Origin of the sequence: Priestia sp. 40 (assembly GCF_049368575.1) — a bacterium.
GTDB lineage: Bacteria > Bacillota > Bacilli > Bacillales > Bacillaceae_H > Priestia > Priestia zanthoxyli.
Genome location: NZ_JBMPZA010000011.1, coordinates 1 through 20080, shown reverse-complemented (window position 1 = coordinate 20080; position 20080 = coordinate 1). Strand labels below are relative to the sequence as shown.

Below are 20080 nucleotides of genomic sequence, written 5' to 3'. Positions count from 1 at the left end.
GATAATTTGTTAGTTGTCTAATTCAAGAGCCTTTATCCTTTTTTGAATCGTACTATTCAACAATTTTTTAATTTCAATCAGCTGCTCTTTAAATGCATCTTTTTTAATGTACCTAACAAGTTTTTTCATAGATTTTGGATGATTATCAAAACTCCCCATTGCACCTTACATCTCCTTCACTATAAAAATGATAAAGCCCTTATGTATACGTTTTTTATAAAATCGTATACATAAAAGCTTTATAAAAATTGAAATGGGCATTTAACCCAGCCTCACACCACACTTTTGACGACTTGCGTCTAAGGTTTCTTTCAACCCACAGCATGATCGAGTGCCTGCATTGATAACGGCAAGTAGGCATCGCCAAACTATTTTGTTAAACACCTTCTTAAAGAACAATAATGTTCTTTATTAAGAACTAAGGTATAAAAAAATATTTTTATTTTTCGTTCATAACTGCGCCTACTATTTTAGCTCCGGCAATATCTAGAACTTTTTTCGCTTCCTTTATTTTCTCCACCTTAGTGTTGCCTCGCTTCAAGATTAATATTACTCCGTCACAGTACGTTGATAATAAACTTGTTTCAGGAGACATTAATACAGAAGGAGAATCAATTAGTACAACATTATAGCAAGCAGACAATTTAGCCAGCAAATTTTTCATCTTTTTATTGCCCAATAACTCCCCAAAATGTGTTGAAAAAGAGCCGCACGTTAATATATCTAAATTCTCTATTCTTGTTTGATGTACAACTTCTTCGAAAGGTTCTTCAGATTCTAGTATATCTATTAATCCCCCATTGTTTGATATATCGAAAATATCTTGAATTGCTGGATCTCTTAAATTCGCATCAATTAATAGGATTTTCTCTTTTTTTTGAGCCATGGAAACAGCGAGATTAGCTGCCGTAGTTGATTTTCCTTCTCCCGTTTCAGGAGAAGTAATAAGAAAAAGCTTGCACGTTTTTTCCTTTGTTAAAAAATGAACGTTTGCTCTAATTGCACGAAATTGATCTGAAATAATAGAATTAGGATGAGAGTGGGTAAAAAGGATTGGTGTTTTCATTGTTTTCACTTTAGATTTTTTACTTACTGCCAATGGTCTCACTCCTTAATTCTACGTCTGTTTTAGCAGATAATTTTAATTTTTGTTTATTCATGCTCGAAATTGTTCCTATTACCGGTACACCTAATAATTGTTCCACTTCACTGTCTTTTTTTACTCTTCCATCTAAAGAATCTAGCAAAAAAGTAAGCCCGAGTCCTATTATAATACCTGCAATCAAAGCAAGCATAATGGTACGATTTTGATTTCCATCAATAGGAGAAGAGTTCTTTGCTGGAGATAATAATTGGACTCCTTTAATACCTAGAATATTCCCTACTTCTTCTTTAAATACTTCAGCTGTTGAATTGGCGATTTTAACAGCAGTTGTGGGATCCGTACTTGTTGCAGAAAGACTAATGATTTGTGATCCATCAAGGCTCGCCGCCTGGACTTGACCTGCTGTGGCTTCTGCAGGCTGCTCTAAATTCAACTGTTTTGTTACCTTTCCCATCACTATCGGATCTTTAACCATTACTAGAAGCGTACTCATTTTCTGGGTATCTACATCTACAACCACTCTGGTCGAAGCTTGATAATATACTGTAGTATTATTCTGATGACTATAAAAAAAGCCAGCCAGTGTAGTAAAGATAGTAACGATAATGATAAGCCAAATACGTTTTTTAATGACTTCATAGTATTCTTTTAAATTAATGTCTTTACCCTTTTGTTGGTGGAGAAAATTCTTTTCTTGCAGTGTACTCATTAGAACCACCTTTGCTTCAATTATTTTTTAATGTTCTTGATATCAAAAACTAAAATTCTTTATAACGAACAAAAAACCACTTTTACTTAACTCCTTATTTTCGTATGCGCTCCAAAATCTAGTTATTAGCTTCTACCTCATTTTAATTCTTTATAAAGAACAAGTCAATATTAATTTAAACTACAAAGTCTAAATATGTACCCATAGTCCTTTTGAATTTCTGATATAAAATATAAATCTTTATTGTTTTTTATAAAGAACAAATTCTATTGAGTTAATAACTAAGTAAACTCATAAAGTAATACCGTTAAAGAAGTTGAATTATCACTTATCTCACCTTCTTTATAAGTTCCGAGTTCAGATAAGTGACTAGAAGTATTAATTATAAATATGAATAGCTTTATAGTAGGTAGTTATGCATTTCAGATGTTTGATTTAGAAAGTCTCTTTCTTTTAATATTTTATAGCTCTTTAAATACTTTTCTATAAATACAATAAAGAAGTGAAGTTTATACAGCTACCATCCATCCTTTAAAATATTGCCTAAGTGTCCACTCTAATAAATTATATTTCATCCTTAGTTGTAAAACTTAACCACATTTTATTCTAATTATTATAAAACCGACAAATTATGACACATTCAGGTATTTTCTTGCAGTAAAATGTTCGTAATACAAATGATTCAGAAAAGAGCAAACTGTTTGAAAGAGCAAGACGCAAAGCTGCGGGTCTAAAGTCATGGCAAAAAATATAAAAGACTATGATAGCCGGGTTACCTGATAGAGAAAAGCTGGAGGTAGAATAATGCTGAATCGTACTAACGTTGTGGAAGAAAATAAAAAGGTAGAGAAGCTAGATAAAGAATGGGTTGAGCTTATGGATACTGCTTATAAAATGGGGATCTGTATTGAAGAAGTAAGAAGATTTATCGCTTATAATAAACCTCGCTAAAAGGAAAAAAGAGGACACAAGGGATTCAATTCACATAGGGATTAGATTCTTTTTTTTGAGCTGAGAACTATTAAAAGAGTGAATTTGTTTGTAGACGCTATACTTTAAGGGTTGTTTACTGCCATCAAAATAAAAGGAAAAATTTGTAACATACAGTTAGAATAGGAAGGGAAAAAGATGATTTTAAAAGCCGCTGCCTCTTAAAACGTTGAACTAAGCGAAGGAATTATTTTAATTTTACTTGACAATAACTTTTTTAGTAACAATCAAGAACATTTAAGACCTTTAGGGGCAGCTACAATTAATCAGTTTCTACTGCCCTTTAAACCAAATGCTCTTGAATTCATTGATTTGAACGCTGCCACTTTTGGAATTCAAGAAACTGTTTGAATTGCTCTTTGCTTATACCAGATTCAGCCGCTTCTTTTGCTAAATCTAACCATTCATTATCTATAGAGATTGAGCTATCACTCTCGGAAGAATCATGAATTAACTTATCTACACTGACATGTAAAGAAGCTGCAATCTTATTTAGAAATTGAATAGAGGGGTTTAACTGAATATCTCTTTCGACAGAGGAAATATAAGACTTAGCTACTCCAGCACGGTTAGCAAGCTCAGTTAATGATATTCCTTGTTTCTTTCGAAGTTCCCGGATACGTTGACCAATTGTCATATTTATCACCCTTAATAAATGCTTATAAGGATAATTGTACCACAGTTCTATACTAAATCCTATAACAAATTAAAATCGCTGGGCTATGAAAAACTGCTTATATGGATTGAAATAACCTTATTATGTATTCAAAATAAGATGTCATGTTTTGTACAGCCAAGCCGTTCAATCGATTGTAATTATATGGTGATTTTTTTACGCGTTATAAGTTTTATAAAAAATGATTATTCACTTCCTGTGCTAAAATGATAAAAAAGGAATTTAGTTAAGCTATCTTCCCTGTATCAGATTCTTCTTTACTTCACAAAAGGTTCTTATTTATTATATTCTTTCTTATTGAATTGGTTTGGATTAGAGATAAATTCTTTAACTTCTTGTATGCTAACCCCTTGATTTTGCGCTTCTAGCATTAAATGAACCCATTCCAAATCAACAGTACTTTTATCATTTGCGCTCATCATTCCAGTCCCCTTCATTTTAAATTTGATAACGCTTTCTAAAAAAATGATCAAATAAAAAATACCTATTTTTCCCTGTTTTTTTACAGTATAATGGACATTGCAAGAGTATTAGACATTTTTTATTACTAAAAGCACCAATTTTTTTGAAATTTTTGTCTATTCCTATCATAATGATTTTACCGTTACACAAACGCTACAGTTAGACACTAGGAGGATTGCTTTTATGCCTTTTCTGCATACGGCGACAGAAAAAATTTACTATGAAATTCATTCGCCCGTGTTCACTGACAAGACAGAAACCGTTGTTATGGTTCATTCTTGTGTCACTGATCATACGCTTTTTGATTCTATTACTGCGGAATTAACCCAACATTACCGTGTTATTCATTACGATTTGAGAGAGACAGGAAAGAGCGCCTCTGCTACAGGAGAATTATCGTTTGAGGCTCATATTGAAGATCTTTTTCTCTTATTACATACGTTACATATAAAGAAGTGTTACTTAGTTGGAGTGGGATTTGGAGGACAAATCGCTGTTAAATTTACCGCCCGCTATGAATTTCTTATTGAAGGACTGATACTACTGTCTCTTCCTTTTTATTCAGATAGCACCATTCAAAAGATTAAGAGATGTTACAAAGAAGAAAGCAAAAATCAAATACCGGTAAATAAAATCCTTGAATTAGGCAAACTGGAAAGTCTGGAATATACAAACATACAAGAGGTTATTGAAAGACTTAAACAAATGGATCCCAATGTATATTTCCGCTTCGTTAAACTTTCTATTACAGCCAGTCTATTTCAAGAGCTAAGCAGCATTTCACTTCCTGTACTCACTTTATCTGGCCAACATGATTTGCTGTTTTCATCTCAGTATCTGATTTCAAAAACGATGTTTTTAAAAAACTACAGTCATATGACCATACCTAACGCACACTCTTTATTTCTAATAAAAGAAAAAACAGCTTTATTCAGAGAAATTGTCATAGATTTTATTAAAAGTAATACATCTCAGCTGCCTTCTTTAAAGAATGATCCTATGAAAATACTTAAGAACTGGGAAAGTGATACGGCTATAGACATACAAAAAGAATTCCATGCCCACACACCCTCTCTTAAAGTAGATTTCTTATACTCTTTTTCCGTCTATGTAAATGGTCAGCTTATTACAGAAGGCTGGAATAAGCGCTTTGCTCAAGAAATTTTACTATATCTTATTTTTCATCATTCTATCAGCAGGGAACAGCTATGCGAAGCGCTGTGGCCCGAAATGCCTTTAAGCAACGCCAAAAAGAATTTACGCGTCTACTTGTCTCATTTAAAAAAATTATTGAACGCAGAAAATTCAGAGCCGGTTTTACTTGTTAACAGGCAGCTCATTTCTTTAAATGCCGATGTGTCAAGCGATGGATTAGATTTACTAACTGACCTTCAGTGGATAACCGAACAGTCTGACCCGTCTCTGAAATTCAAGGAGGCTGAACAGCGCCTGCATCAATTAGTTCCTCATTATTTAACAACGATTTATGACGACTGGTTCCTTGATATCCGAGTGAAAATAGAGATTATTCTTCTTGATCTATTAATCTGGATGAAAGAATGGCTTTGTGAGAATGGAAAAGTTTCGAAAGCCGTATTTTTACTCGTTAAATTTATTGATTTAGTAGAAGAAAAAGAATTCATTTATGATGAAATTATCGATTGCTATATCAAGCTCGATAACAATGAAAAATCAGAGTACTGGCTGAATCAAAAAATGCAGTATTTAGTTGAATAAAAAGGATGTGAATACATGAATTCGTACTGTGAGATGGTGTTTAATCAAATACACGTCAACGTCCAGTCTCTCACCGCGATCATTGATGAGGTTACAGAAGAAGAGCTTGCTTATCGTCCCCTCCCTCACAAGCGGTCTATTCAAGAGCTGCTGCAGCATTTATGTCTCATTTGTAGTGCAGACTATTCTATTTCCTCAGGCTACTCTGCAGATAAAATGAACGACTTTTATCTGCAGCATCCAGCTTATACAAAGCTTGAACTCAAAACAGCTTTAATAGATGGCTTCAATCAGCTAAAAGCGGCCTACTCTTCTTTTGACGAACGAAAGCTTTTTTCACTGCAAACGTCCTATTGGGGATGTACGTATACGCACTTTGAATGGCTGCTTGAAATTCAGTCTCATTTATATCATCACCGTGCAGAACTGTATACGCTTCTAACCTGTTACCGCAGAAACCAATTGGATGTCGTGCTTTTTGAGTGATATAATTTTCACTTTCAATATTTCCTTAGCTTTTTAGAGGCCTAAAGGAAGCTTCTTTTAGTTATTTACCATTTTCCATCCATTATGAAATATAATTTGTATATAGAAAGCATTAAAAGAAAATGAGGTTGGCTTATGAAAGAAACAATTGTTGCAGCTTTAAAGAAAATTGAAGAAGATTACGACGTGAAGATATTATACGCTTGTGAATCTGGAAGTAGAGCATGGGACTTTCCATCTAAAGATAGTGATTATGATGTTAGATTTATTTATATTCATAAGAAAAATAAGTATTTAAGCATTGATCCAATCGGTGTAGGTAAAAAGCGAGATGTAATAGAGCTACCTATTAATGACCTGTTAGATGTTAGCGGCTGGGACTTAACCAAGACATTAAAACTTTTTAGAAAATCAAACCCACCTTTACTAGAATGGATGCAATCAAACATTGTATATTACAAGGCGTATTCAACATTTGATAAAATGAAAGAACTACATTCTAACATCTTTACTCCTACTTCTTGTATATACCACTATTTAAATATGGCTAGAAATAACTTTAGAGAGTATTTGCAAGGTGATGAAGTAAAAATCAAAAAATATTTTTACGTTTTAAGACCTGTGTTAGCTGCTAAGTGGATTGAACAATATAACGAATTTCCTCCGCTAGAATTCCCTATTCTCTTAGAGAAACTGTTACCAGAAGGAGAATTAAAAAAAGAAGTTAGCAAGCTGTTAAAGCGGAAAATTAGTGGTGATGAGTTAGATTTAGAACCACGCATTAATGTTATTAATGAATTTTTAAACTTAGAAATTCACCGTTTAGACAAATACGTCCGAACTTTATCTGTAGAATTAGATGACCCTACATATGAATTAGATCAATTGTTTAGAGATACTTTAGACGAAGTTTGGAACTAAGTATAAAACAAAAAGGCTTATCCCTAATGCAATTAGCAGCGGATAAGCCTTTTATTTATATCTATTAAAGCGGTATATTATTATTCGTATTTTTTGTTTCATTCAAATAGTTCTCCACATATATTTGTTCTGCATCTGTAGCATTTTTAATTCCATCCTCTGGACTAAATTCAATGTTTCTCCTTATTGCTACACGATCTGCAATGTAACCCATTGCTAACAAAAACACTATACATCCGCCTGCCCACAACCACATTGTCATCTTAATACCCCCTTTTTCTTCTTTAGTTCACCTAGCGTTGCGTAATACAGCATATATCCTCCGCAGGATAAAAGCCCTCCAACAAGTAAAATCGCAATTTTTTTAATAACTATCCCCTCCACATTCTTTTAAACAAAACAGAACTAACAGATAATTCGACTTCATATTAAACGTTTTTCCGCAAAAAGGAATTTAAATTAACATTCCCTATACTTACTATACGTTTTAGTACGAAGAAAAGTTTCAGAAAATTACATTAATAATTTTTAAGTTAATTTTCAACAAATCTGATTATAATTTTTTATGTTTCATCCTACTAGTTCTGATTCAAAATAATAAATTTGCAATTTTTGTAGTAAACTGACTTGTTTTTCTAAAGTGGAAATTAACCATTTTCTTCATAAAAATAGTACTATTTTCAAGAGGAATCTTTTATTTCTCCTGAGAATAGTACTACACTATATTAGATAACCTTTATTTTTGTTTTAATTGTATAATATGTATCTGCTAAGAATCCTACTGCAAGTCCGCTAATCATACCGTACGGTAATACACCTGATACATTTTGATAAAAAGTGCCGATTAACATTGCAGCTAGGATGCCGAAAAGTACGCCTATCACAATATGCGAACCAAACTTCACCTGTTTTGCGGTATACATTCTTCCTCCTCCTCACTTTTTTTCCATTATATCACAACAGCATCGTTTATTTAATGATAACTGAGCGAGGAATGCGAATGTAATAAAACTGTAACCTTATATAACTATTTTAGTACTACTCTTTTGGCGAATAAAATGTCATATGAGGCTTTTCTTCTTGGTAATACGCTAAACGGTCTTGGAGCGTACCGGTATGAAGTTCAAATTTATGCCCATCTGGATCCGTAAAATAAATAGATTTTTTGTCTCTCTCGTCACGATTTCTTCCAGGTAAGATATTTACATTATGCTGTTTTAACAGCTCTTTTGCCTCGTCAAAGCTTTTAATGGAAATAGAAAATGCTAAATGAGTATACGAATACTGAATTTCTGATCTAGGAATATTTTTTTCTTCGTTTAACGCCAGCCACAATCCATTTAGACTAAAGTAAGCGGTGGACTTTCCTTTTACTAAAAGTTCCGCTCCTAGCACTTTTTGATAAAATGTAATGGACCGTTCTAAATTTGACACAGAAAAGCACATATGATTAATTCCTTGAATCATCTTTACCCTCCATTTCTAGAAAAAAGTACTTCTTTCTATTATATAACTTTTCTTTTAGCGTCTATTTTACTGAAAAAACATACTTTTTGCCATGTAAAGAGCTACTCCCCAAATCATACATGCAGAAACCTTATTGACCCAAATCATTATTTTCCCATTTGAATCCATTTTCCCTACCGCTTTTCCGGCAAAAGCTAAGGATAAAAACCATATCCATGAAACGCATATCGTAACGAGCGTAAAAATCCATTTTTCTTTTCCGCTGTATAGTAGAGAATTTGTTCCGATTACGCCCATAATATCCATCAGCGCGTGAGGGTTTAGCAGAGATACAGAAGCAGCAAATAAAATTTGCGCTTTTACCGTCATTCCTTCTTTTAATGACGTTTTTGAAGGTTCGCTCTTCCAGGTCACAAAGCCCATATACGCTAAAAAAAGAAGACCTATTCCAAAAATAAGCGTTTGAAAAAACGAAAAAGCAGCAACTACTGCTGAAACTCCCACCACTGCGACTAGAATTAAAATCGTATCACAAACAGAAGCCGTCACCACTACGGGAAGCGCCTGTTTGATCGTTCGTTGATTTGCTCCTTGGTTAAAAACAAACACATTTTGTACTCCTAAAGGTAAAATCAAACCGAATGCTAACAACAAAGCGTGTATAACCACTGTAAACATGTTACTCTCTCCTTTCTCTTTCATCTTACAATTGACATCCCCTGTTGTCTCCATCCAAGTTTTGATTTATAATACCAACCAAATTACAAAAAGGTGGTCTCACATGAATTGGACTCCAAATCCGGCTGATAAAAAGCCAATGCACAAACAAATCCAAGAGTATATGACAGAAAAAATCACAAATGGAGAATGGCCTATTGGAACTAAAATTCCTTCGCAGCGCCATTTGGCTGCTGCCTTTTCTGTAAATAGAAGCACGGTGGTGACGGCAACCGAAAACTTAATTGCGGAAGGACTTCTCAGTGGAAACAAAGGCGGTGGCACTAAGGTCATTAACAATACGTGGAGCTTACTAGCATCAGCCTCTCAGATGAACTGGAATTCATATGTAGAAGCAGGAATATACCAACCAAATTCTCCAACTATTCGCCATATTAATGAAGCTGAATTTCAAAGGGGCATTATTCGTTTAGGAACTGGAGAGTTAGCACCTGACCTGCTCCCTTCTGATCAGCTTTCCGAGCTGTTTAGCGGAATGAAACATAGAAGCGTACACTTGGGGTACGAGCACCCAAAAGGTAACGGTGAACTGCGACAAGAATTAGCGAAGCATGTAAAAAAACGAGGCATTGAAACGTCTCCTTCATCTATTTTAATTGTATCTGGTTCACTTCAAGCGCTTCAATTAATTTCAATCGGCCTGCTGCCTCCAGGTGCCAATATTTTAGCTGAAAAGCCATCTTATCTTTATTCTCTGCCCTTGTTTCAGTCCGCACAAATGAAAATAACGGGCGTTTCATTAGATAAAGAAGGAATTCAATTATCTTCATTAAAAGACCAGCATGAAAAAGAAAAAGGCGCAGTCTTATATACGATACCCAACTTTCATAACCCGACCAATGTGACGATGAGCGAACAAAGGCGTCAAGAGCTACTTCATCGGTGTGAAATGATGCATTTGCCTATTATTGAAGATGATGCTTACGGAGAGCTTTGGTTTCATTCACCCCCTCCGCTTTCATTAAAAGCTCGAGATAAAAACGGAATGGTTCTTTATTTAGGAACGCTCTCTAAAACATTCAGTCCAGGATTTCGAATTGGATGGATTGTAGGGCCTGAACATGTAATTGAGCGATTGGCCGACCTTAAAATGCAAGTTGACTACGGAGCCAGTTCCTTATCTCAATGGGCAGCTGCTGAAGCTCTAAAAACCGGAATTTATGACAAGCACGTTGCCAGCGTACGCTATAAATTAAAAGAAAAATCTCAGCAAACACAGGCTATTTTAGAGAAGCATTTAAAAAGTCTTGCTACGTGGAATACTCCGAACGGGGGTTTTTATTTTTGGCTTACGCTGCATAAGCCTATTTCGATGCGGAAATTATTTAAGCACTGTCTCCACGAAGGAGTTCTTTTAAATCCAGGCGCATTGTATGACCATGAAACGTCACAGCATATCAGAATATCCTTTTCTTATGCAACGCTTGCAGAATTTGAATATGGCATCAAAATAGTAGCAAAAAGCCTTAAGAATCTCTACAAGTGATTCTTAAGGCTTTCTTGTGTTAGCGGCAGCTTTATCAAAAAAGTGAGCTTATTATGCTGACGCTCTGCTCGTATCTCCCCTTGATGCAGCTGAATGATTTGTTTTGCAATAGCCAGTCCTAAACCTGAACCATTCGCGTCCGTTCTTGATTCATCACCTCGATAAAATCGATCAAATAACTTTTCTACCTCAATTTTTTCACTGATGTTAATGCTGTTCCTAAAGGAAATTACCAACGAATCCTCATCAATTTCCTGATTCACCTCTAATACGGAAGGCTTTTTGCTGTACTTCTTGGCATTTTCGAGCAAGTTTTGAAAGACTCTTACCATTTTTTCTACATCAATAAATGCATGCCATTCACAAGCAAAGTTAGTCTGAACGTCAATGCCCTCTCTTTTTAACATCGGCTCGTGCTCTCCTATTACCTGCTGAAGCAAACGTTTCATATCAACCTCATTTCGCTGAAGCTGAAAATCCGGACTCGTTAATTTTGTATAGTCAAACAACTCGTCTATTAAATCCGTTAAATAATTTGCTTTTGAATCAACAATATATAAATAGCTATCTAATGTTTCATCGTCCATATTTTCTCTTTTTTTGATTAAATCGAGGTATCCCACAATGGACGTTAAGGGCGTACGCAAATCGTGAGACACGCTGGATATTAGCTCATTTTTTGCTTGTTCGATTTCTCGTTCCCGATCAAACTTTGTACGAAGCTGTGCAGACATTTTGTTAATATTTTGACTTAGCTCAGCCAGTTCATCTTTTCCTCGCACATGGATGGTTGCGCCTAAATCTCCATTTGATATTTTTTGAACCTGTTCGGAAATTTCTTTCAGGTAACGAATATGGGAACGAATAAGTACTAAAAAAACAAAAATAAAGACCACAACCGCCATAGAAATAAGCCCAAACGCCAATAGGTTATATGCAGAAACATTCATTTTCTCTTCTTGTATATACCTGCTTAAAACAAGCCTAGCAATTAAAATAAAAGTTAAATTGGTGACCAAAAAGCTTATAATCACAGCGAAAAGAAGCTTTACACTTAATTTTCTCATATCCTGTATCCTACGCCCCATATGGTTTTAATATAAATAGGCTTTTTCGGATCATCCTCAATTTTTTCACGGATTTTTGTGATATGGACCATTACAGTATTATCGGATTTAAACGCGTCTTCTTGCCACACGGCTTCATATATTTTCCCCATACTCATTACCGTTCCCTTATGGCGTGCAAGCAGCTCTAAAATATCAAACTCTTTTGGTGTTAAACGAATCTCTTGACCGCGCACAAAGACAAGGCGAGTACTGCGGTTAATTTCCAAATCGCCAATTTGAATAACGTCACGCTCAGCGCGTTCATTGTATTTTTTATAGCGTCTAATTTGTGATTTCACTCGTGCGATGAGTTCGAGTGGGTTAAATGGTTTTGTTAAGTAATCATCTGCTCCTGCTGTTAGACCAGAAATTTTGTCCATATCTTCTGACTTAGCCGAAAGCATAATAATAGGCATATTTTTTTCTTCACGTATTTTAAAAGCAGCGTCGATTCCATTCATCTGCGGCATCATAATATCTAATATAATTAAATCTACTTCTTGTTCCTCTAAAAGCGCTAAGCCAGATACAGCATTAGAAACTTTCAGCGCTTCAAATCCTTCATTTTCTAAGTAAATAGCAATTAAATTACGAATTTGCTCATCGTCATCTATAATTAAAATTCTGTCTTTCATTTACAAACTCCTTATATCTCATTCTTTTCGCATGTAAAAATGTATGCGGGAGGAACGTTTCTCCACTCTTTTTCAACTTTAATGTGCGGGAAAAACGAGCGGATCAGCTGTTTTTTTAAATTCGTATACTGAAACGTAATAAATTTCCCTTCATCGGCTAATACGCTGCGCGTGTTTTGCAAGATACAGTCCGACACTTCAGACGTTAAAGAAGCAAAAGGAAGACCTGATAGTACGTAATCCACTTTTGGAATATCATACTGTATCAAGTACTTTTGAACATGTTCAGCGGATCCGTGTATCACATACACATTTTTTTCATCTCTTACTTGTTCCTTTACTTTTTCGTAAAAATGCCGATTGTATTCGATAAGAAGCAAAGTTGTCTGAGCGCTTCGTCTTCTTATTAATTCACGGGTGAAAACTCCGGTTCCTGGCCCGTACTCTACTATACAGGCTGCATGTTCAAAATCAATCCCTTTTACCATTTTTTTCGCTAAGTGCGTAGAGCTTGGCAAAAGTGCTCCTACCGTTCGCGGCTGGTGAAAATATTGATACATAAAAGCTAAGTTCATTTTCTATTCCTTCTTTCTACTCTTTCTTTCTAGAATAGAAAAAAAAACTAAAGAAACGTTAAGTAAATTTCTTAAGAATTCTTAAGAAAATAAAAAGGAGGATGTGACAAACGTATTTTAGTTGAAGAAAGATCCGAACGATGAATTGAGATTCTTTATTGAGAATCAAGTTCGTTCGGATTTTTTATGGTTATGGTGAACGTAGGTTTCAGGTATGTACCAGCTTCTAGCCGGTGATTGGAGGGCAAGACGGAGTCTCCTGCGGGAAAAGCGGAACAGATGAGACCCCGCAGGAGCGCAAGCGACGAGGAGGCTCATCGGCCGCCCGCGGAAAGCGCAGTCTTGCACGGAAATCAACTGCGGTGTAACAAGCGTCATACTAGATTATTAATGCCACTTTTTCGCCTTTAAATTGAATTGAGGCAGTTATGTCTCAATCTCTTTTGAAAGAGTATTCAGCGCAAATAACATCCGCTATTTAAATCAAAGGTAGCTCCTGTATAATGTTTTGCTTGAGGACTCAGCAAAAAAAGAACCGTATCTGCCACGTCTTGAGGCGTAACAAAGCTTGGAACCAGCTGATGAGCGATGTATTCATTTTTGCGCCACTCTGGAATATTTTTCATCATATTGGTATTTACCATTGTAGGTGCTACGGCATTCACCCGGATATAAGGAGAAAAATTCATTGCACAGCTCTTGGTTAATCCTAATATCGCTGCTTTAGACATTCCATATATAGCATCGGAGCTTCCTTCCATTCCCGATACGGACGATATATTAATAATCGCTCCTTCTGTTTCCTTTTCCATTAGTAATTCGCCAAAATATTTGGAAAAATAAATACATCCTTTAATATTAATGTCCATCACAAAATCTATTTCGCTTTCTTCATAATCCAATAAATTTTTTCCTAAATACACGCCTGCATTATTTACTAATCCATATAAATTTTTATCTTTTATTTGATAAAAAAGGTTTTTTACGTCCTTCCCTTCTTTAACATCTATTACATACGTTTCAATATGACCTTTCGTATCTTCAGCTAGCTGTTTCAAAGCTCCTTCATTAATATCACAAGCAATAACTGAATAGCACTTCGACACACATTCTTTTACAATTTCTTTGCCAATTCCAGAACCTGCACCCGTGACGATTATCCATTTTTCTTTCATCTCGACACCTCTTGTCTACTTTCTGTTATACATACTTTTTATGTAAATATTCAAACATTTATTATACCATTATTTTCTATATGAACATCCCTTTCTTGCGCTCTTTTTTAGCTTACCTGACAAAGAACGTATAGTTTTTTATACGAGTGATAACGATAAGACAGTACATTATTCCAAATAAGAAAGAGATGATAAGACATGGCAAAAGTACTTTATATTACAGCTCATCCTCACGATGAGTCTCAATCATTCAGTATGGCAACTGGAAAAGCGTTTATCGATGCTTACAAAGAGCACAATGCAAGTGACGAAGTTGTACATATTGACCTTTATAAAGAAAATATCCCTCATATTGATGCAGATGTATTTAGCGGATGGGGCAAACTGCAGTCTGGCTCGGAACTCTCTTCTCACGAACAAGAAAAGGTCAATCGCCTTGCAGAACTGAGCGAACAGTTTGTAGGAGCGGACAAATATGTTTTTGTAACGCCAATGTGGAACTTTTCATTTCCACCGGTTATGAAAGCTTATTTAGACTCTGTAGCCGTAGCGGGTAAGTCATTTAAATACACGGCAGAAGGTCCCGTTGGGCTATTAACGGATAAAAAAGCGCTTCATATTCAAGCACGCGGAGGCATTTATTCTGAAGGTCCTGCAGCTGAGATGGAAATGGGACATCGTTATATTGGAATTATGATGAATTTCTTTGGAGTCCCTTCATTAGACGGCATTTTTGTCGAAGGGCATAACGCAATGCCAGACAAAGCCCAAGAAATTAAAGAAAAAGGAATAGCAGAAGCAAAAAAACTTGCACAAACTTTTTAATACAAAAACCCGCGTAAAGCGGGTTTTTCTACGCAAAAAAGCTTTCTCTTTCCTTTTCAATCCACCTGTCCATTTCCTGATCACTTTTTTCTACAAGCCTGTTAACGAGAATATCATGCCAAATATAGTTTTCAAGTAAATTAATGTTGACTGCGTTATTTGTATAGTAAGCCATTTCTTTATGACCATAAATCATTTCACTGCTGTCAACAGATATAATAAACCAGTTTTGATTCCCAATGTTTTCGGTATAGCTTGTATGACGGTGCCGGTCAAATTCCTCCATCGCTTCATCTTGTTCAAACACAATTCCTTTTAGTGTTACGCTCTCCCTTAGCTGTAATAAAAGAGGCTTCAACTCATTATAAATATCGGGCCAAAGCGAGATGACAATTTTATTTTTTGCTTTTAACAATATCGACTCACAAAAAGCAAGAATGGCAGTTTCTCCTTTCATCGTCATAACCCGGCTTTCTTCTATAGACTCTGCAGCTTCAAGACGTTTAAGCGTTTCGCTAACGTCTTCATACGTTTCGTTCCATTTTTTCTGCAGTGAATGCAAAAAAGCATCGACGGGCAACGACGTGTACTGAGTGCCATCATTACTCTCTTCTTTTAACACCATGCCTTTTTCCTCTAGTGTTTGTAAAATATCGTATACACGCGCTCTTGGCACACCTGAATGTTTACTAATGCTATAAGCAGTGGAAGATCCTTTTTTGACAAGCGTCACGTATACCTTTGATTCATACTGATTAAATCCAAGCCACTGCAGCTGCTCAATAATATTTTCCATAAAGGAAGCCTCCATGTTTTTTAAGTTATTTGAAATTTTCATCATTTACATATTTACAACTGCTTTTTATATAGTTACTATTTAAGTAGTCACTATATATTATGACATGAGGAAGGTGCTTTATGGAAGAATTAAGTTTACAGATTGTTCTTTTGCTTTTACTATTTGGTTTTTTAGCTGCATTCATTGACTCTGTAGTTGGCGGAGGCGGTTTAATTTCAACGCCTGCCCTTTTATTTTTAGGCCTGCCTCCCGCTGCTGCCTTAGCTACAAATAAATTAGCTGGAACGATGGGCGTATTAACGAGTACCATTCGATTTGTCAAATCTGGAAAAGTCGATTTTCGCGTCGTAGGTAAATGGTTTCCTTTTGTATTTATTGGTTCTTTAGGAGGTTCAATCACCGTTCATTTTCTATCCTCTGCTTTTTTGAAACCTGTTATTTTGATTCTCCTTGTTTTAGTTGCTATTTATACAATCTTCAAAAAAAACTGGGGCACCACGTCCACATATAAGCCGCTGTCTATTAAGAAACTTATTTTCTTTACTGCACTTATTTTTATTATTGGCTTTTACGATGGATTTTTAGGAGCAGGCACAGGTTCATTTATTTTATTTGCTTTTTTATTTATGGGGTTTGATTTCCTGCAGTCAGCAGGCAGCGCAAAATTTTTAAATTTCGGCAGTAATTTAGGTGCTTTGCTTGTATTTTTATATTTTGATTCTGTTGTATTTTCTTACGGATTAATTATGGGGTTTGCGATGATCGTGGGTTCTTTTGTTGGATCAAATGTCGCTCTATCAAAAGGCGTGACGTACGTTCGAACGCTTTTTATTCTTGTCACTTTAAGCCTTATTAGCAAAAACATATTTGATTATGTGAATCAGTACAAATAGATCAATGGTTTCTTTAGAACCATAACAATGAACCTATATATCTATTAGATTAATAAAACCACCTCTTACTATTTTCTTATTTTTGGGTAAATGTGTAAAAAAACACTAAAATTGTTGTATACTGGTCGATGTTGTTTTACATAATTTAGAAACATTATACAGAGGTGAACATTTTGTTTAAGAAATTTAGGTTTTTATGGTTTATTTTGCTGATCTTTGCACTTATTTTTGTCAAAAATACGTTCTTTTCTTCTTCAGAGAACGCTACTGAGACGCTAGCAACGTCGGATGTTCCACAAGCCGCAGCTACTTTCAAAGAGGGAAACAATCAGCAGGACGGAGTCATTATTCAAAAATATCGCAAACAGCTAGATGCAGCACAGAAAAAAAACGATGAAAAAGCTACTAAAGAAATACAAGAAAAAATTTATGAAGACGGAAGACAGGCGGCACTAAACTTTTTACCGCGCAATAAATTTCAAAGAGCTTTTTCTCAGCCTTCGAAAAAATCGGTCGATGACATTTATAACTTTCTAATTGCCCAAGTAGGGTTTGGAGGATATGATTCTCTTTATCAAGAAGTAATAGCTTCAAAAAAAGAAGCAGCTTCTTCTACTGATGAATTAAATATGAGTGGCATTCAAGCTAAAACCGCTGCACTTACATACGGCACACTAGCACAAAGAGAGCAACTGCTTGTTACAAGTCTTGCCTATGACTTAAGCAGCGTGGGCGTCATTTCTTCCGATACAGCTAAAGGTATTGATAAAAAAGCTACTCATATGCTAGAAATTAGAAAAGAAGGAATAAATGCCGCGATGCAAGAATAGTTCTGCAAAGTGAAAAGCAGCAGGTAAAAACTGCTGTTTTTTTATTCTAAATAACGATGGTTATAGCTTTCATATAATGATATAAAAATGGAGGAGATTTTTATGAAAGAAGCGATTGTGTATCAATACGACGCGTTTAGCACGCGCCCTAATAAAGGAAATCCTGCAGGAATTGTGTTTAACGGAGATGATTTTTCGACTGAAGAAATGCAGAAGATTGCTTATCAAGCACAGTTTAACGAAACGGCTTTTATCATGAAGTCTTCTCGCGCTGATTTACGAATTCGATACTTTACGCCTGGACAAGAAGCAGATTTGTGCGGCCATGCGACTGTCGCTTCTCTTTATGCTTTACATAGTAAAAACAAACTTCAAAAGACTACATTTACAGTAGAAACAAATGCTGGAATTTTGCCTATGACTGTACAGAGTAGAAACGGACAACCTGTTATCACCATGACTCAAGCTTCTCCACAGTTTCATCCGTTTTTAGGTTCAAAAGAAAAGCTGGCAAAAGCTCTTAATCTTCATATTGATGACCTTGATCAAAGACTTCCTATTGTATATGGAAGTACAGGAAACTGGACGCTTATTGTACCTTTAAAAAATTTAGATGCCTGTAAAAAGATGAAGGCTAATCAAGAAGATTTCCCTCATATTTTAACTGATATGCCAAAAGCATCTATTCATCCCTTTTGTTTTGAAACAATTCACTCAGAAGCTCATATGCACGGAAGACATTTCTCTTCACCATTTTCGGGTACGGTAGAAGATGCTGTAACTGGAACAGCATCAGGCGTGATGGGCGCCTATTATGCGAGATATGTGGATCAGCAAGATAACGACCGCTGGCAATTTGTGATTGAGCAAGGACAGGAAATAGATAGAGATGGCTTCGTTCATGTAGAAATTACAAAAAAAGAGAATACGTATGGTGTGGTAATCGGAGGAGAAGCTGCCTATGTAACAAAGCAAATCGTTTCTCTTTCCTAATAAAAACGTGTCCGCCTGTTTGGCGAACACGTTTTTTTGTTTAATAAATAATAGCTTGTACGCTCATTATTGTAACGGTTAAAATAAGAATCACGTTCCCTATAATTAACCACGGCTTTGCGCTTCCTCTTCTCCCTTTAATCGCCGTGATTAGTCCAGCAATGGGCAATAAAGCCATAATGATGACCCAAATTTTACGAAGAATGCTGGAATCCAAATAAAAACCAAACTGCATCATCGCAAATAACACGACTGTAATAAGGAAGAAAAGTGTAGGCACGGCTAAATGAATGCCTCTTGGTCTCATTGAGTAGTACACAACATCACTTTCTTTCTATGTAAAATCTTACGTAAAATAACGTTATCATTTACACAGAGTTTTGACAACTTTTTGAAGGATTTTGTCAACAAATTTTAATAATCTAGAAGAAATTACTTCTCACTCAGCTGTTCGAAGACTGCCGGAAGTGCAGAAATAACGTCGCTTGCTAACATATCTATCATTGTATGCCCCTGATCGAGCAGCACATCCGCCGCTTTTCCGTGAACATATACCGCATTACTGATTGCTTCTTGAAGAGAATCATGCTGCATGATAAAAGCGAGGATGATCCCTGTTAACGTGTCACCCGTTCCACCTTTCGCAAGTCCCGCGTTTCCAGTTACATTTACGTATTGTTTTCCGTCAGGTGTTGTAACAATCGTATTTGGACCTTTTAATACAAGGTACACACCATTTTCTACTGCGTATTGCCTAGATATTGAAAATCGATTTGCTTCTACTTCGGCGATTGTTGTGTCCACGAGCCTTGCCATTTCCCCCGGATGAGGCGTTAAAATCGTTGCGTGTTCTCTTTCTTTTACTTCTTTTTCTAAATGGGGAAGATGAAAAAGACCATCGGCGTCCACCACAACGGAAACCGGCTGTTGAAGCACTTGTTCGACTACTTTCTTCGTTTCTTTCGTTCTCCCAAGCCCCGGTCCGACTGCAATCGCATCATACTTCGCTTCTTCTAAAGGAATCTCGCCTGCAAAAAAGCCATCTTTGCTTGGACATGGTTTATACATCACTTCCAACATGTGAGCAGCTGCAATCGCATGAATATCACTTGGAAGCCCAAGAGTTAAAAGCCCTGCTCCGCTGGTGAGTGCTGCTTTTGACGTTAGCATCGGCGCTCCAGGTGTTTGGAGTGAACCTCCTATTACGATTCCTTTTCCGTGTGTACCTTTATTGGACGAAGCGTTCCGAATAGGAAAAGATTTCTTAATATGCTGCGTTGACCATATTTCTTTAAAAGATGAACTTTTTTCAATTGCTAGCGGTGGGATACCGATATCTACTACAATCAATTCACCATAGCTTTCTTTGCTCGGGTATGTAAATGCCGTGACTTTCGGCTGCTGAAGCGTAATCGTAGCATCTGCACGTACCGTAAGCTCTTGCTTCTGTTCCATTACTCCACTTAGAA

27 protein-coding genes and 1 riboswitch are annotated in these 20080 nt (G+C 35.9%); of the genes, 10 read left to right on the top strand and 17 right to left on the bottom strand.

Features of this window, described 5'->3' with window-relative positions; all coding sequences use genetic code 11:
* Positions 1-9: 9 nt before the first annotated feature.
* The 3 genes from ACO1DI_RS12670 to ACO1DI_RS12660 all read right to left on the bottom strand — a co-directional run bounded on the left by ACO1DI_RS12670 (position 10) and on the right by ACO1DI_RS12660 (position 1814).
* Entirely contained in the window at positions 10-159 is a 150-nt protein-coding gene (locus ACO1DI_RS12670) for a hypothetical protein (RefSeq protein WP_168760704.1), read from the bottom strand.
* Positions 160-439: 280 nt separating this feature from the next.
* Positions 440-1099 (bottom strand): CpsD/CapB family tyrosine-protein kinase, encoded by a 660-nt coding sequence (locus ACO1DI_RS12665; RefSeq protein ID WP_115653777.1) that lies wholly within the window; start codon positions 1097-1099, stop codon positions 440-442.
* Positions 1086-1814, bottom strand: coding sequence for a YveK family protein (locus tag ACO1DI_RS12660; RefSeq protein ID WP_048021112.1), 729 nt, complete (start codon positions 1812-1814; stop codon positions 1086-1088). Before ACO1DI_RS12660 ends, ACO1DI_RS12665 begins: the two co-directional genes overlap by 14 nt.
* Before the next feature lie 681 nt (positions 1815-2495).
* Positions 2496-2594: riboswitch (cyclic di-GMP riboswitch) on the top strand.
* Positions 2595-2618: 24 nt separating this feature from the next.
* Here ACO1DI_RS12660 and ACO1DI_RS12655 point away from each other — a divergent pair.
* A complete protein-coding gene (locus ACO1DI_RS12655) occupies positions 2619-2765 on the top strand; it encodes an anti-repressor SinI family protein (protein WP_115653775.1) in 147 nt (48 codons plus the stop codon).
* Between the two features lie 343 nt (positions 2766-3108).
* Here ACO1DI_RS12655 and ACO1DI_RS12650 read toward each other — a convergent pair whose 3' ends face one another.
* Together ACO1DI_RS12650 and ACO1DI_RS12645 are read right to left on the bottom strand one after the other, a co-directional pair.
* Positions 3109-3441 (bottom strand): helix-turn-helix domain-containing protein, encoded by a 333-nt coding sequence (locus tag ACO1DI_RS12650; RefSeq protein WP_115653774.1) that lies wholly within the window; start codon positions 3439-3441, stop codon positions 3109-3111.
* Positions 3442-3755: 314 nt separating this feature from the next.
* Positions 3756-3899, bottom strand: coding sequence for an anti-repressor SinI family protein (locus ACO1DI_RS12645; RefSeq protein ID WP_108674671.1), 144 nt, complete (start codon positions 3897-3899; stop codon positions 3756-3758).
* Between the two features lie 226 nt (positions 3900-4125).
* Here ACO1DI_RS12645 and ACO1DI_RS12640 point away from each other — a divergent pair, with 226 nt between their 5' ends.
* The 3 genes from ACO1DI_RS12640 (at position 4126) to ACO1DI_RS12630 (ending at position 7086) form a co-directional block, all read left to right on the top strand.
* Complete coding sequence (locus ACO1DI_RS12640; RefSeq protein WP_209369131.1) at positions 4126-5679, top strand: alpha/beta hydrolase; 1554 nt, start codon at positions 4126-4128, stop codon at positions 5677-5679.
* A gap of 15 nt (positions 5680-5694) precedes the next feature.
* Complete coding sequence (locus ACO1DI_RS12635; protein ID WP_209369129.1) at positions 5695-6165, top strand: DinB family protein; 471 nt, start codon at positions 5695-5697, stop codon at positions 6163-6165.
* A gap of 135 nt (positions 6166-6300) precedes the next feature.
* A complete protein-coding gene (locus ACO1DI_RS12630) occupies positions 6301-7086 on the top strand; it encodes a nucleotidyltransferase domain-containing protein (protein ID WP_014460251.1) in 786 nt (261 codons plus the stop codon).
* A gap of 64 nt (positions 7087-7150) precedes the next feature.
* Here ACO1DI_RS12630 and ACO1DI_RS12625 read toward each other — a convergent pair whose 3' ends face one another.
* The 5 genes from ACO1DI_RS12625 to ACO1DI_RS12605 form a co-directional block, all read right to left on the bottom strand.
* Positions 7151-7348 (bottom strand): hypothetical protein, encoded by a 198-nt coding sequence (locus ACO1DI_RS12625; RefSeq protein WP_014460252.1) that lies wholly within the window; start codon positions 7346-7348, stop codon positions 7151-7153.
* Positions 7345-7470, bottom strand: coding sequence for a hypothetical protein (locus tag ACO1DI_RS12620; protein WP_014460253.1), 126 nt, complete (start codon positions 7468-7470; stop codon positions 7345-7347). The genes ACO1DI_RS12625 and ACO1DI_RS12620 overlap by 4 nt, the downstream gene beginning before the upstream one ends.
* Positions 7471-7811: 341 nt before the next feature.
* Positions 7812-8009, bottom strand: a complete 198-nt coding sequence (locus ACO1DI_RS12615; RefSeq protein WP_014460254.1) for a hypothetical protein — start codon at positions 8007-8009, stop codon at positions 7812-7814.
* 115 nt (positions 8010-8124) lie between these two features.
* Entirely contained in the window at positions 8125-8553 is a 429-nt protein-coding gene (gene fosB, locus ACO1DI_RS12610) for a metallothiol transferase FosB (RefSeq protein WP_328575229.1), read from the bottom strand.
* A 66-nt stretch (positions 8554-8619) separates the two neighbouring features.
* Positions 8620-9231, bottom strand: coding sequence for a LysE/ArgO family amino acid transporter (locus ACO1DI_RS12605; protein ID WP_014460256.1), 612 nt, complete (start codon positions 9229-9231; stop codon positions 8620-8622).
* Between the two features lie 103 nt (positions 9232-9334).
* On the opposite strand from ACO1DI_RS12605, the gene ACO1DI_RS12600 reads away from it, so the two are divergent.
* Entirely contained in the window at positions 9335-10777 is a 1443-nt protein-coding gene (locus ACO1DI_RS12600) for a PLP-dependent aminotransferase family protein (RefSeq protein ID WP_423145342.1), read from the top strand.
* On the opposite strand, the gene ACO1DI_RS12595 is transcribed toward ACO1DI_RS12600, so the two are convergent.
* Genes ACO1DI_RS12595 through ACO1DI_RS12585 form a run of 3 tightly spaced genes read right to left on the bottom strand, consistent with a single transcriptional unit; the run spans position 10768 to position 13096 of the window.
* Positions 10768-11844, bottom strand: a complete 1077-nt coding sequence (locus tag ACO1DI_RS12595) for an ATP-binding protein (protein ID WP_423145341.1) — start codon at positions 11842-11844, stop codon at positions 10768-10770. The genes ACO1DI_RS12600 and ACO1DI_RS12595 overlap by 10 nt on opposite strands.
* Positions 11841-12521 carry a response regulator transcription factor gene (locus ACO1DI_RS12590; RefSeq protein ID WP_014460260.1) on the bottom strand — a complete coding sequence of 227 codons (681 nt, stop codon included), beginning with the start codon at positions 12519-12521 and terminating at the stop codon, positions 11841-11843. Before ACO1DI_RS12590 ends, ACO1DI_RS12595 begins: the two co-directional genes overlap by 4 nt.
* Positions 12522-12532: 11 nt before the next feature.
* Entirely contained in the window at positions 12533-13096 is a 564-nt protein-coding gene (locus tag ACO1DI_RS12585) for a class I SAM-dependent methyltransferase (RefSeq protein WP_108674664.1), read from the bottom strand.
* Between the two features lie 233 nt (positions 13097-13329).
* Here ACO1DI_RS12585 and ACO1DI_RS12580 point away from each other — a divergent pair, with 233 nt between their 5' ends.
* Positions 13330-13464, top strand: coding sequence for a hypothetical protein (locus tag ACO1DI_RS12580; protein ID WP_264158850.1), 135 nt, complete (start codon positions 13330-13332; stop codon positions 13462-13464).
* A gap of 87 nt (positions 13465-13551) precedes the next feature.
* Here ACO1DI_RS12580 and ACO1DI_RS12575 read toward each other — a convergent pair whose 3' ends face one another.
* On the bottom strand, positions 13552-14271 hold the full coding sequence (locus tag ACO1DI_RS12575) for an SDR family NAD(P)-dependent oxidoreductase (protein WP_108674663.1): 720 nt from the start codon (positions 14269-14271) through the stop codon (positions 13552-13554).
* Between the two features lie 198 nt (positions 14272-14469).
* Here ACO1DI_RS12575 and ACO1DI_RS12570 point away from each other — a divergent pair, with 198 nt between their 5' ends.
* Positions 14470-15096, top strand: a complete 627-nt coding sequence (locus tag ACO1DI_RS12570) for an FMN-dependent NADH-azoreductase (protein WP_014460265.1) — start codon at positions 14470-14472, stop codon at positions 15094-15096.
* Between the two features lie 28 nt (positions 15097-15124).
* Here ACO1DI_RS12570 and ACO1DI_RS12565 read toward each other — a convergent pair whose 3' ends face one another.
* The gene (locus ACO1DI_RS12565; protein ID WP_209369122.1) at positions 15125-15892 is read right to left on the bottom strand and encodes a TrmB family transcriptional regulator; all 768 of its coding nucleotides are present in this window, start codon (positions 15890-15892) and stop codon (positions 15125-15127) included.
* A 122-nt stretch (positions 15893-16014) separates the two neighbouring features.
* Here ACO1DI_RS12565 and ACO1DI_RS12560 point away from each other — a divergent pair, with 122 nt between their 5' ends.
* The 3 genes from ACO1DI_RS12560 (at position 16015) to ACO1DI_RS12550 (ending at position 18611) form a co-directional block, all read left to right on the top strand.
* Positions 16015-16788, top strand: coding sequence for a sulfite exporter TauE/SafE family protein (locus tag ACO1DI_RS12560; RefSeq protein WP_013056888.1), 774 nt, complete (start codon positions 16015-16017; stop codon positions 16786-16788).
* 164 nt (positions 16789-16952) lie between these two features.
* Positions 16953-17618, top strand: a complete 666-nt coding sequence (locus ACO1DI_RS12555) for a hypothetical protein (protein ID WP_243549222.1) — start codon at positions 16953-16955, stop codon at positions 17616-17618.
* A 102-nt stretch (positions 17619-17720) separates the two neighbouring features.
* Positions 17721-18611, top strand: coding sequence for a PhzF family phenazine biosynthesis isomerase (locus ACO1DI_RS12550; protein ID WP_209369118.1), 891 nt, complete (start codon positions 17721-17723; stop codon positions 18609-18611).
* 40 nt (positions 18612-18651) lie between these two features.
* Here ACO1DI_RS12550 and ACO1DI_RS12545 read toward each other — a convergent pair whose 3' ends face one another.
* A complete protein-coding gene (locus tag ACO1DI_RS12545; RefSeq protein ID WP_205689777.1) occupies positions 18652-18918 on the bottom strand; it encodes a hypothetical protein in 267 nt (88 codons plus the stop codon).
* Positions 18919-19043: 125 nt separating this feature from the next.
* Positions 19044-20080 (bottom strand): NAD(P)H-hydrate dehydratase (locus ACO1DI_RS12540; protein WP_423145340.1); only part of this gene is annotated, 1037 nt, incomplete at its 5' end.

Bases quoted from the DNA above. Each gene is read 5' to 3' on its own strand.
- ACO1DI_RS12670 (WP_168760704.1), bottom strand. From the start codon at position 159: ATGGGGAGTTTTGATAATCATCCAAAATCTATGAAAAAACTTGTTAGG.
- ACO1DI_RS12660 (WP_048021112.1), bottom strand. From the start codon at position 1,814: ATGAGTACACTGCAAGAAAAGAATTTTCTCCACCAACAAAAGGGTAAA.
- ACO1DI_RS12655 (WP_115653775.1), top strand. From the start codon at position 2,619: ATGCTGAATCGTACTAACGTTGTGGAAGAAAATAAAAAGGTAGAGAAG.
- ACO1DI_RS12650 (WP_115653774.1), bottom strand. From the start codon at position 3,441: ATGACAATTGGTCAACGTATCCGGGAACTTCGAAAGAAACAAGGAATA.
- ACO1DI_RS12645 (WP_108674671.1), bottom strand. From the start codon at position 3,899: ATGAGCGCAAATGATAAAAGTACTGTTGATTTGGAATGGGTTCATTTA.
- ACO1DI_RS12640 (WP_209369131.1), top strand. From the start codon at position 4,126: ATGCCTTTTCTGCATACGGCGACAGAAAAAATTTACTATGAAATTCAT.
- ACO1DI_RS12635 (WP_209369129.1), top strand. From the start codon at position 5,695: ATGAATTCGTACTGTGAGATGGTGTTTAATCAAATACACGTCAACGTC.
- ACO1DI_RS12630 (WP_014460251.1), top strand. From the start codon at position 6,301: ATGAAAGAAACAATTGTTGCAGCTTTAAAGAAAATTGAAGAAGATTAC.
- ACO1DI_RS12625 (WP_014460252.1), bottom strand. From the start codon at position 7,348: ATGACAATGTGGTTGTGGGCAGGCGGATGTATAGTGTTTTTGTTAGCA.
- ACO1DI_RS12615 (WP_014460254.1), bottom strand. From the start codon at position 8,009: ATGTATACCGCAAAACAGGTGAAGTTTGGTTCGCATATTGTGATAGGC.
- fosB (WP_328575229.1), bottom strand. From the start codon at position 8,553: ATGATTCAAGGAATTAATCATATGTGCTTTTCTGTGTCAAATTTAGAA.
- ACO1DI_RS12605 (WP_014460256.1), bottom strand. From the start codon at position 9,231: ATGTTTACAGTGGTTATACACGCTTTGTTGTTAGCATTCGGTTTGATT.
- ACO1DI_RS12600 (WP_423145342.1), top strand. From the start codon at position 9,335: ATGAATTGGACTCCAAATCCGGCTGATAAAAAGCCAATGCACAAACAA.
- ACO1DI_RS12595 (WP_423145341.1), bottom strand. From the start codon at position 11,844: ATGAGAAAATTAAGTGTAAAGCTTCTTTTCGCTGTGATTATAAGCTTT.
- ACO1DI_RS12590 (WP_014460260.1), bottom strand. From the start codon at position 12,521: ATGAAAGACAGAATTTTAATTATAGATGACGATGAGCAAATTCGTAAT.
- ACO1DI_RS12585 (WP_108674664.1), bottom strand. From the start codon at position 13,096: ATGAACTTAGCTTTTATGTATCAATATTTTCACCAGCCGCGAACGGTA.
- ACO1DI_RS12575 (WP_108674663.1), bottom strand. From the start codon at position 14,271: ATGAAAGAAAAATGGATAATCGTCACGGGTGCAGGTTCTGGAATTGGC.
- ACO1DI_RS12570 (WP_014460265.1), top strand. From the start codon at position 14,470: ATGGCAAAAGTACTTTATATTACAGCTCATCCTCACGATGAGTCTCAA.
- ACO1DI_RS12565 (WP_209369122.1), bottom strand. From the start codon at position 15,892: ATGGAAAATATTATTGAGCAGCTGCAGTGGCTTGGATTTAATCAGTAT.
- ACO1DI_RS12560 (WP_013056888.1), top strand. From the start codon at position 16,015: ATGGAAGAATTAAGTTTACAGATTGTTCTTTTGCTTTTACTATTTGGT.
- ACO1DI_RS12550 (WP_209369118.1), top strand. From the start codon at position 17,721: ATGAAAGAAGCGATTGTGTATCAATACGACGCGTTTAGCACGCGCCCT.
- ACO1DI_RS12545 (WP_205689777.1), bottom strand. From the start codon at position 18,918: ATGAGACCAAGAGGCATTCATTTAGCCGTGCCTACACTTTTCTTCCTT.